Source organism: Catenulispora rubra (assembly GCF_015356825.1).
Taxonomy (GTDB): Bacteria; Actinomycetota; Actinomycetes; order Streptomycetales; family Catenulisporaceae; genus Catenulispora; species Catenulispora rubra.
Genome location: NZ_JAACYW010000373.1, coordinates 1 through 10548, shown reverse-complemented (window position 1 = coordinate 10548; position 10548 = coordinate 1). Strand labels below are relative to the sequence as shown.

Sequence of the window (10548 nt, the reverse complement as noted above, 5' to 3'; positions counted from 1 at the left end):
ATCCAGATGCGGAAACAACACCAGGTACTTGTCGGCCAGCCCCGCCGCGAACTCCTCCACAGATATGCCCATACCACAACAACGATCCCCAGACCCGAAGGCTACGGGTTAATCCTCTGCGAGCCCTAAAATCGCCTGTAAACCACACACCAACCGCACCCCGCCCCGCACCAGCACCCACTCGCGCTGTTCGGAAGCGCCGATCGGCAACCGAGGCTGCACATCTCTCACCCAGACACCGCCTCGCTCCTGCACTGCCTGCCGGAGTGCCGGGAATGGCGTCGAGATGGTGCGCAGAGTCGCGGACGACGGACAGTCATGGCTGTTCGCGATCAACCACACGGAGGTCGATGTTCCGCTGCCGGCGCCCGGAACCGACCTGCTCTCCGGCAAGTTCGCAGCGCTCGTGCCGGCAGGCGGCGTGACCGTGTTCGAGGTCGAGGTCGAGGTCGTGACCGAGGCCGAGGACAGCCAGCGGCCCGTCCAACAAAAAACAGCGGCTCGCAGGCCATTCCAACCAAGCGCATCCACCGCGCGGTGCACCACGCCGTGGACCGCCTGACCGGACACCGGGGACGACCGGTGAGCCTGCGAGCCGGGTGACTGTTGGAGATTAGCCCGCCGCCCCGGACCTGCCGGGCGAGGCACCGAAGCCTCGTTCGCGGGCGGGGCGGCTAGCTGCCAGCCACCTCACGCGTCCTGGTACTACTCAACTCAGGATCACCTCCTTTCATGTGTGCGATCACGATAGGCACGCCGACCTCGACTGTGCAATGGATTTGCGGGCGATTTCGATGCGGTGCACGTCAGCGGGCTGCGGAGGGGGTCCGAGCCGGCGCCGCTTGCCGCCCGGAAGCCCGATGTGATCTCGTGGACGCAGCATCGCGTGCCGGTGGCGGACTGCGTCAGGCATGGAGGTGTCGGATCGAAGGGACCGCCATCCGTGGCTTCCCCCGGAGGCGACCGCGCCGTCGCCTTGAGCTTGCAACTCGCCCAGGCACATCAACGGCTTCGTGACCAGATCGCCGAGGTCAGGGCGGGTCTCGGGCACCGTCGGCTGAGCGACGACACCCTCGCGACCCACTGCCTGGCCTTCTGTGACGCGCTGACTTCGCACCACCGCAGCGAGGACGAGGGGATGTTCTCGGACTTGCTGCGCGAACGCCCGGACCTCGCCCCGACGATCGCGAAACTGATCGAGGACCACGAGCTGATCGCGGGGATCCTCTCAAGCATCCGCAAGCTGGCCGACAAGGCTGTCGATTCGGGAAACGAGAGCGCCGAGGCGATCGGACGCGAGCTCGACGGACTCGCGGCGATCATGGAATCCCACTTCCGCTACGAAGAGCGGACCATCAGCCAGGCGTTCAGCCAGTAAATCGAAGTCGGGCCACGTCTGGCAGCTCAGGTGGCCTGAGCGGAGCCAGCTCAGGTCGCCAGAAGCGCACGCGCCGCGCGCGCCGCGGCGTCGAAGGGTTCGATGTCGCCGACGGCTCGGCACACCACCTGCGCGCCTTCCAGCATGCTGATCAGCAGTGCCGCGGTATCCGCCGCCTTCCTCTTCGGCAGGCCGGCCGCCGCGAATCGGTCCGTCAGCTCCCGCAGCCACGCGGTGAACGCCCCCCCGGCGGTGCGGCGCAGCTCGTCGTCGTCGCTCGAACCGACGCTGGCAGCGGCGACCGCGCAGCTGTAGCCGCTGATCGAGGCCTGCACCACGGGACGCACCGCCGTCACGAAGGCCTCGACGACGGCCTGCGGGTCGGCGCCGTCCAGCTCGCCCAGGGCGCCGCGGACCTGGTCGCCGAAGCGCTCGGCGGCCTCGGCGACGAGCTGGTTCTTGCCCTGCGGGAAGTGGTGGTAGATCGCGCCGCGGGCGGCGCCGCTGGTCTGCAGGATCTCGGTGAACGACATGCCCGCGACGCCGTGCCGGCTCAGGGCGTCGACGGTCGCGTCGATCATGCGGTCGCGGGTGTCTGAGGCCATCGTCCCGTCGTCTCTCTTCTGCTGCGCGTCTTCTCTGCTGCGCGCTTGACTAGTACGCACATCCTAGTCGAGACTGGCGGTCGAGAGCTAGTACGCACGTACTAGCTAGTCAATAGCCCGTCCGAGAGGGGAACACCCATGCCCATCACCGTGACCGCACCGCGCGGCGTCCTGACGCCGACCGGCGAGCGCGCCATCCTGCCGCGGCTGACCGAGGCGCTGATCGAGGTCTCCGGCCTGACCGGCAACGAGTTCTTCACCAGCGTGGTCGGTGGGACCGTGCACATCCTGGAGCCGCACGACATCTACGCCGGCGGCGTCAACCGGCCGGTCGTCATGGTCGAGCTGAAGCTGCCGAACATCGGCCTGGCCGACCAGCCGGCGCGCGCCGCCTTCATCGCGGCCGCGACGGACATCGTCGCCGACCTCGCGGGGCCGGAGCACCGGCGCGAGGACACGTGGGTCAACATCCTGAACGCCCCGGACGGCGCCTGGGGGCTCGGCGGGAAGGCCTACACCGGTGAGGCGCTGATCGCCGCGGTTACCGGGGCCGCCGGGTAGTCGGAGATCGGGGATATACCGCAGGCGGGTTCGGCCGCCGTACTGCATGGCGTCCGAACCCGCGCGGCGTTCAAGCCGGTAGGAAACCTCAGCTCTAGCGCGTGTAGATCAGCCCGAGCTTGTCGACCTCGGTGGCGGAACGGCCGTAGAACCCGGCGAGCTGCCAGCCGGTCGGGGTGGTGTACGTAGCGCAGTCGGACGTGACCGTCCCACCGGCCAGCACCCGGCCGGCGTCCGTCGTGTACTTCGCATAGAACAACCGCTCGCCGCCGTTGTACTGGCCCTCGCACAGTTCGACCGATGCGACGCGTTCCCCGCTGTTCAGCGTCAGCGACGCCGGGGTGCCGCCGGTGCCGCCGTGGGTGAACGACGTGCCGTTCACCAGCGTCAGCCCGACCTGGTCGACGCGGTTGCCGGCGCTGAGCGCGACCGTCGTCGCTCCGACGCCCGCCGGGATGGCGGCGCCGTCGGTGAACGACGTGCCGCCGTTGCCGCCGAACAGGTCGCTCTGCCGGTAGTCAGGGTTCTGCGACCAGCTGAAGTCGGTGAGGATCGGGTCCATGTCCGACAGCATCGCGCCGGCGGAGTCCAGGAACTTGGCGTGCTCGTTGTTGTACGCGGTGGCGGCCAGGGTGATCTGCTTGCTGCTGCGATAGAGGGTCTTGTTCGTGACCTCGCAGGTGTTGGTGATCGCCGTCTCGTCGCACATCAGCGGCGGCGCGCCGGCCGGCGGGGCGACGCCGCCCTGCTCCAGCTGCACCCAGGAGTCGGTGAGGCCGTTGGCCGCGACGAAGTTCGCCAGCTGGTCGTCGCCGCGCGTGTAGCGGCTGTTGGTGTCCCCTGCCACGATCACGGCGTCGCCGGCGGAGTTGGCCTGCATGAACGCCGTCAGCTGCTGCCACTCGTTCTGCCGCGCGGTCTCGTCGCTGCTGCTGGTCCCGGCGTTCAGGTGCAGGTTGTAGTAGTCCACGTACACACCCGGCGCCAACCGCAGCCGCATCACCGAGAACCCCTTGGGCGTGAAGCAGTCGCCGTTGTCGGGGTAGCAGCTGGACCACTTCGTCCGGCTGAACTCGCTGAACTGGTCGTCGGCGACCGTGTTCAGCCCGTCGCCGAACCCTGCCGCACCGCTGGTCGCGGTGCGGTTGGCGTGGTTGTCGCCGGCGTAGATGTAGGCGTGGTAGTTGAAGTCCTCCTGCATGTTGACCACGTCGTAGGGCTGGATACGCTGCCCGATCTGGGACGCGGCGTCCTCCATCGACAGCTTCGTCGGCGGCTCGTGCACCACCGGCAGCCCGGCCACGTTGTAGTTCAGCAGCGAGAACGTGCCGGAGGCCGCAGCGGCGGAGTGCGCGGCCGGGGCGCTGACGGCGACCGTGACGCCGAACGGGACGACACCGGCGATCAACGCGGCGGCGACGGTGCGGATCTTCCTCATGATTGTCCTGTCTCCTTGCATCAGTGGTTGGAGCGGATGCGGACGGTGAGGCCGGAAGCGGAATAGCGGGGTTCGGCGCGGAAGCCGGGAGTGGAGACGGTGATCGAACGGAACACGCCACGCAGGTCGCAGGCCTCGATCACGCGGAAGGTGCGATCGGCGCGCCGCACATCGCGGGCCGACATATCGCAGGCCGTCACATCGAGGAGCAGAGAGCTCTGCTCCCCCACGCGCGCCAGACCCGAGATGCGCAGCGCCGGACCGTCGTCGACGAGCTTCACGCCGAGCGTGCCGTCGGCGACGTGCAGGTCTCCGGTGCCCAGAGCCGTACGAGAGGCTGCGATGAGGGCGCCACCACTGATCGTCGTGCCGCCGCTGTACTCGTTGTCGCCGGACAGAGTGAGCGTCCCGGTGCCGGACTTGGTCAGGCGGCCGTGGCCGTCGATGTCGTTGCGCCAAGCGTCGGCGGCGTGGAATCCGCCGGCGGAGGCGTTCATGACGATGCGCACGTCCTGCGCGAACGAGCCATACCCGTCGGCAGCGGCGAACAGGTTCAGCCGACCCCACAGTTCAGGGCCGTCCAGTACCGGATGCCCCGACGGCAGCGCCGTCGTCCGCAGCACCTCACGACGCTGCGCCGCGTCGAGGTACGGAAGCCGGGTCTCCACCAGGACCTCGGCGCCTTGGGGCACGGTCATGGGCTGACGGCTTGAGGCCCGACCCGCAGGCAGGCCGTAGGTGAAGAAGCCCTTGAGCGCAGCGGCATTCGCCTCGCGGTCGGCGTAAGGGTCAGTCGAGCGCGCGGCAGAGTGTGCGTACGCGAACAAAGTCTCGGGCGTCGTCCCGGTGTGGGCCGTGAAGTAGGCGAGAGCCTGAGCGCGCGCCGCGCTCTTCGCCGCAGCGTTGGCCGGGTCGCCGAGGATGGCGGCGGCCAGAGCGGTGCCCAGGATGCGGCCGCCGATGACGTCGACCGCCGAGTGCATGCCGGCGACGATCCGTGAGTTGGCCAGCTCGAACGCCCGGGTGACCAGCTCCTGGAACCGTTCGGGCACCGCGTAGGCGTAGGCCAGGCCAGCCAGGAAGAAGGCGTTGGTGTGGCCGCTCGGAAACCCACCGTCAGTGGCCGGGGTCATGCTGCGCTGACGCAGCAGCTGCGGAGCGACGATGACGTCCGACTTGTAGACGGGATAGCCGAACGCATCGGTAGCGCCGGTGTCGACGACAGTACTGTCCTCGGTCATGCGCCACGGCCGCGGATAGCTATAGGACGCCTTCGACGGGTTGCCCGAGGAATAGTTACCGCGCAGCGTCTGCTCCAACGCGACCACAGCACCGAGGTCGGACGCGGTCGAGCCCGGCCCGGTGGCCGAACCGGCCGGCGCATCCGGCGGGACGACATCGTTGATCGTGGTCGGCGGAGTCCCGTCCGGAGCCGAGGTGATGCTGGTGACCGCCTTGGCGCCGGTCTTGTAGAACGACGCGAGCGGGCCCAGGCCGTCGATCATGCCGTAGCTCTGGTCCTGCCGGTCGTGGATGAACGCCTGCTTCGCCTGCTCCTCGGTGCGGTGCTTGGTGATGCGTGCGCTGTGCCGCATGTTCGCGTGCAGGACATGCGCGTCCAGGACAGTGCCGGTATTCCACGCGGTGCCCGGTGCCCACAGCCGCGCCATGCCCGCCAGGATCCGCACGGCGGCGTTGTCGTCGGCGGTCACGTTGGTCGAGACGTTGGTGGTGTAGTGCTCGACGAACGGCGACAGCGCGCTACCGGCAGTCGTGGCGGCGGCCGCACGCCCCGCGAAGACCAGGGACTCGATCGTCGGCGCGGCGATCAGAGCCGCCGCGGTACCGGCCGAACCGGTCAGAAACCGGCGTCGGCCCAGGGTGCTGGCTGTTCTCATGGCGTCCATTCCGTAGCGGGGCACGGCTTCGGGGCGAGCCGGTGGCACGGAATGTAGAGAACGAACACGGCACTGCTGGGCACGATCGGCTGAATAGTACTGGTCGGTAGTGTTAACGGTCACACCGTACTGCGGACGGGGATCCGCGGATACCGCGAATCCCCACGCCGCTTACTGCACGGCCTACAACACCGCGCCTACAACCCCCCGAGCCCGTTAGGCGTACCGACACCGGTCGGCGCGTCGTAACCGGGCCCCGCGACGCACAGGTAGTCCCCGTCGCAGTCCCAGTCGGCGTTCGTACCGCTGGTGACGTCGAAGAAGTCTGCGGCATGCGAGTAGACGTACTGCGCACTCGGCAACGCCGAGGAGTTGCCCGCGAGCGCGATCATCGCGGCGATGATCGGCGACGAGGCGCTGGTGCCGCCGAACACGCCCCAGCTGCCCTCGACATACACCGCGACACCCGTGTTGGGATCGGCGACCGCCGACAGGTCGGCGACAGTGCGGTTCGGGCAGTGCGTGTCGTGCTGCCACGCCGGCTTCGCGATGTAGGCCGAGCAGCCGGATCCGCCGCCCTTCCACGCCGTCTCACTCCAACCCCGCGCCGACGAGGTCGCCTTCGTGAGGCTGGTTCCGCCGACCGCGATCACCGTGTTCAGCGACGCCGGCCAGGCTCCCTCGATGAAGCCCTGGTCGCCGCTGGAGACCGTCACCGCGACGCCCGGATGCTGGAACGCGGAGTTCAGATCCTGGTCCGGCGTGCTCTCGTCACCGCCCCAGCTGTTCGACACCGCCACGGCGCCGGAGCCGGTCGCGGTCCGCTCGGCGGTGGCCATGGACGTCGAATCCGTGGTGTCGGACTCGACGAGCTCGATGCGGCAGGCCGGGCAGATCGCCGAGACCATGTCCAGGTCGAGCGAGACCTCGGGGTTCCAGTCGTCGGGGTTGTGCGCGGGCAGCGGCGAGGCCTGGCCGTGCTCGTTGACCTTCGTGAAGCAGCCGTTGGCCGTCGTGCACGCCGGCAGACCGTAGGTGCTGCGGTAGACGGCCAGATCGGACTCGGCCTGCGGGTCGTCGTAGGCGTCGACGATCGCGACCGTCCGCCCCGCGCCGCCGGTGGTCGGCAGCGTGTAGGCGGAGAGCAGGTCGGCGCGGGCGAAGCCGTCGGGCTTGGCGGCCTTGGCGGCCTTGGCGGCCTTGGCGCCCTTGGCCGGGCTGCTCGTCGGACTCTTCGTGTCCGAGACCAGCGCGAAGCACCGCACGTGGCCGGTCGCGGCGGTTGGGCAGACGGCGTGCGCCCCGGCGCTCCCTCCCGAGCCCGAGCCCCCTGAGCCCGAGCCTCCGGACCCGCTCACCGCGATCCCGCCGGGAGCGTTGACCAGCGCGGCGTGATGCACCGTCTCTTCCAGCGTGGCTCCGGCGGCGTCGGTCGCGCTCATCTTCAGCGCCAGGTAGCCCGCCTTGGTGCTCGCCGGGACCGGCCAGGTCGCCGACACGTGACGGCCGTCGCCGAGCGCGACCGTCGTCGGCTGCCATGTGGTGCCGTCGTCGTAGGAGACTGAGACGCTCGCCTTCTTCACCGCGCTGCTCGCGACGCCGGACTGGTGTTGGAACGTGACGTCGAGGGTGCCGGTCCCGGTCGGCACGGAGTCGTGGCCGTCGGTGACGAACCGGGCCTGCGCATACAGGATCGGGACGGGAGCTGAGGCGGCGGTCTTCGCCGAGTCGAAGCCCCACGAGATCTGCGTGTGCGTCGACAGTGCCGTCGTGGCGGCGTCGTGGGTGGTGTCGAGTGAGTAGACGTAGTGGTGCTTCGCGGCCGGAAGTGTCTGCGTGAACAGCTGTCCTTCGGTGCCGCCGCTGTAGATCTGTTTGCCATCCTGGGTGATCGTCGTCGGTCCGTCGCTCCACTGCCCGACGTCGCCGGAGCCGTCGGTGTCCATCTCGTCGACGCCGTTGAGGGTGTTGCCGCTGCGGCAGAGGAAGCAGGGTCCGTCGAACGTTGCGGGCGCCGGAGTGATGACCGTTCCCCGCCAGGCGAGCGTCAGGTGCTCCCCGGCGCTCGGGACGAAGTCCCGTTCCAACTCGCCGTCGAGGGAACCTCCGGTGGTGGTCGGAAGCATGAGGCCTTCATAGGAGACGCCTGCGACCGCCGATATGTACTGCCGGCCCGTGGACGGAGCGTGCACGGTGACCGCGGGCAGATCAGGGAACGCCGGTCCGGACGAGCCGACGCGGTTCCACAAGTCGCTCATGGTCAGGTCCTGCTGCGGCTCGTCGGTGGCGTAGGTCGAGTCGACGGTGGCCAGCGCTCCGGCGTTGTAGGTCTGCGAGGCGGGGACCTGGTCGTAGTTCGGGAACGCCAACAGGTAGCTCGCCGATCCGGTGGTCTGCCGGCCGAACACCGAGAAGTTCAGGGTGCCGTAGGTCGCCTTCGCGGCGCTGCCGACGTAGAAGCGCGTGCCGGCCAGCGCGCCGATGTCGAGGAAGTCCATGTGCGCCGCCGTCCCGCGGTCCCAGCCCACGACCGCTGCGGCGAAGGTGCTCGCGTGCGGGGTCGTGAACGCGACCTGCTGCGCGGTCCGCGCATCCAGCGCGACGGCGGTGCCGGCGGCCAGGACGGTGACGTCGGTGACCGAGAGGACGTCGGTCTCGGTGGAGTTGCCGGCGGAGTCGGTCTCGAACGCGGCGACCGCGACGCTGTAGTGGCCGGCCGGGACTTCGACGCGCGCGTCGCCGGCGGTCATGATGCCGTCCCAGTTCGCCTTCGCCGGATCGTCGGTGTTCACCGCGATCACCTCGGCGGCCTGGACGGGCTGGCCGGCGTGGTCGAGCGCTGTGATGTGCAGCGCGGTCATCGCGTAATAGGGCCTCGCGGCGGCGGCGGTCGCGGCTGCCGGCCCGACCTGGAAGGCGTCCAGGGACGAGAGCTTCGCGATCTGCGACACCGGGACGACGGTGATCCGGCCGTCGACGTTCGAAGTCACGGCGGCCGCGGAATGGCCTGCCGCGGGAAGGAAATCGGCCCGCGCACTCTGGCCGGATCCGGTGACCCGCACGTGGTCGCCGGTCGGGAGCGGGTAGATGTGCTCTGCGGACCTTGCCGGGGTGGCAGCGGCGGCAGAGGTGGCGGTGGCGGCCGCGACCACGGCCGGCGCCACGGCGACCGCACCACCGACCAGGGCAGCGGCCACCGCGAGGCAGACCCGCCGTCGTATCAGACGTCGCACTTCGGAATCCTCCAGACACGGACGGGAATCAGGCATCGAAGAATCTAGAAGCGGATCATGAATCGAGTCAAGATACTTAACCAGATTCCGTCTGGTTTTCGGCGCCCGGGCCGCCGCCAAACCGTCGGACGCGCGGGTAGCCCATGTCGCTCAACCGAACTGCGTCACCCCGCGAGGCCACCAAACCGTCCGCGAAGCCGTCAAAAAACGCCTGTAAACCACCCACCAACCGCACCCGCCCGACACCAGCACCCACACCCAACGCAGCGGCGCCTCAAATGAGCACCCGAAATCAGGGGCCTGCGAGCGAGGATGGTCCCATGCAGCTCGACGCGCGCCAGTGGTCGGCGCTCACCGCCATCTGTGACACCTTCGCTCCGGGGGACGGCGCCGGGATTCCGCCGGCGAGCGGGGTCGGGGCGGTGGTCGTCGCCGACGGGTTGATTCGCGGGCTTCCGGAGGGCCGGGAGCGGAAGTTGTTGCTGAACCTGCTCTCGCAGTGGGACTCGCCGTTCGCGGGCTTGTTCCTCGGTACGGGAGGGCGGCGGTTCTCGCGGCTGTCGCCGGAGGAGCGCGAGAAGCTGATGCTCAAGCTCGGGGACTCCTCGTCGGGGCGCAAGCGGGTGCTGTTCCAGGCGTTGCGGGGTTTGGCGACGTCGTCGTACCTGCTGGCGCCCGGGGATTCTGGGACGTCAGCGGTTTGGGATGCCATCGGGTACCCGGGGCCGCTGGGGAAGCGTGTCGATGACGCTCGTCCTCGGCTGGCGCCGGTGTCGCCGAGTACTGATATGGCGTTCGACTGCGATGTCGTGGTGGTCGGGTCCGGTGCCGGCGGAGGGACGGCGGCTGCGGTGCTGGCCTCGGCCGGGCTGGCGGTCGTCGTGCTGGAGCGCGGCGGCTACTACGACGACGCCGACTTCGACGGTTCCGAGTACTCCGGCCTGCGGAACCTGTACGCGTCCACCCCCACGAGTACCGCAGAAGGCCAGGTCAGGTTGGTCGCAGGGTCCTGTCTCGGGGGCGGGACGGTCGTCAACTGGACGACATCTTTCCCGACGCCTGCGGAGGTCCGCGCGGAGTGGGCCGCTCTGGGCGCGACGCAGTTCGCAGGGGACGAATACAGCGGCGCGATCGAGGCGGTGATGCACCGGCTGTCGGTGAACCGGGACCACAGTCTCGCCTCGGCGCGGGACGTGGTGCTGGAGCGGGGGCTGCGTGCGCTGGGATGGCAGGTCGACGCGATGCCGCGCAACGTCGTGGGCTGCGATATGGGGATCGAGTGCGGACGCTGCGGATACGGCTGCCGGCTGGGGGCCAAGCAGTCGGTGGTGAAGACCTGGCTCGCCGATGCCGAGGCTGCCGGGGCGCGGCTGATCGTCGACACCGATGCGCGCAGCATCGAGATGCAGCGGGGGCGGGCGGTCGGGGTGCAGGG

General features: G+C 69.3%; 8 protein-coding genes. 4 read left to right on the top strand and 4 right to left on the bottom strand.

Features of this window, described 5'->3' with window-relative positions:
* Positions 1-286: 286 nt before the first annotated feature.
* Positions 287-562 (top strand): Beta-galactosidase C-terminal domain, encoded by a 276-nt coding sequence (locus GWK61_RS57820; protein ID WP_228564233.1) that lies wholly within the window; start codon positions 287-289, stop codon positions 560-562.
* A 381-nt stretch (positions 563-943) separates the two neighbouring features.
* A complete protein-coding gene (locus GWK61_RS49200) occupies positions 944-1378 on the top strand; it encodes a hemerythrin domain-containing protein (RefSeq protein ID WP_194920557.1) in 435 nt (144 codons plus the stop codon).
* Positions 1379-1428: 50 nt separating this feature from the next.
* On the opposite strand, the gene GWK61_RS49195 is transcribed toward GWK61_RS49200, so the two are convergent.
* Positions 1429-1983, bottom strand: a complete 555-nt coding sequence (locus GWK61_RS49195) for a TetR/AcrR family transcriptional regulator (RefSeq protein WP_194920556.1) — start codon at positions 1981-1983, stop codon at positions 1429-1431.
* A 138-nt stretch (positions 1984-2121) separates the two neighbouring features.
* Here GWK61_RS49195 and GWK61_RS49190 point away from each other — a divergent pair, with 138 nt between their 5' ends.
* Positions 2122-2544, top strand: a complete 423-nt coding sequence (locus GWK61_RS49190) for a hypothetical protein (protein ID WP_194920555.1) — start codon at positions 2122-2124, stop codon at positions 2542-2544.
* Between the two features lie 94 nt (positions 2545-2638).
* Here the strand turns inward: GWK61_RS49190 and GWK61_RS49185 are convergent, their stop codons facing one another.
* The 3 genes from GWK61_RS49185 to GWK61_RS57815 form a co-directional block, all read right to left on the bottom strand.
* A complete protein-coding gene (locus GWK61_RS49185) occupies positions 2639-3982 on the bottom strand; it encodes a jacalin-like lectin (protein WP_194920554.1) in 1344 nt (447 codons plus the stop codon).
* Positions 3983-4002: 20 nt separating this feature from the next.
* Entirely contained in the window at positions 4003-5880 is a 1878-nt protein-coding gene (locus tag GWK61_RS49180) for a phosphatase PAP2 family protein (RefSeq protein ID WP_194920553.1), read from the bottom strand.
* A 197-nt stretch (positions 5881-6077) separates the two neighbouring features.
* Positions 6078-9113 carry a S53 family peptidase gene (locus tag GWK61_RS57815; protein ID WP_228564232.1) on the bottom strand — a complete coding sequence of 1012 codons (3036 nt, stop codon included), beginning with the start codon at positions 9111-9113 and terminating at the stop codon, positions 6078-6080.
* A gap of 320 nt (positions 9114-9433) precedes the next feature.
* Here GWK61_RS57815 and GWK61_RS49170 point away from each other — a divergent pair.
* Positions 9434-10548, top strand: a 1115-nt coding sequence (locus GWK61_RS49170; protein ID WP_194920544.1) for a GMC family oxidoreductase N-terminal domain-containing protein, incomplete at its 3' end; no start/stop codon positions are given.

What these genes read in the sequence shown, in the direction of transcription:
- GWK61_RS57820 (WP_228564233.1), top strand. Translation starts at nt 287, where the DNA reads ATGGTGCGCAGAGTCGCGGACGACGGACAGTCATGGCTGTTCGCGATC.
- GWK61_RS49195 (WP_194920556.1), bottom strand. Translation starts at nt 1,983, where the DNA reads ATGGCCTCAGACACCCGCGACCGCATGATCGACGCGACCGTCGACGCC.
- GWK61_RS49190 (WP_194920555.1), top strand. Translation starts at nt 2,122, where the DNA reads ATGCCCATCACCGTGACCGCACCGCGCGGCGTCCTGACGCCGACCGGC.
- GWK61_RS49185 (WP_194920554.1), bottom strand. Translation starts at nt 3,982, where the DNA reads ATGAGGAAGATCCGCACCGTCGCCGCCGCGTTGATCGCCGGTGTCGTC.
- GWK61_RS49180 (WP_194920553.1), bottom strand. Translation starts at nt 5,880, where the DNA reads ATGAGAACAGCCAGCACCCTGGGCCGACGCCGGTTTCTGACCGGTTCG.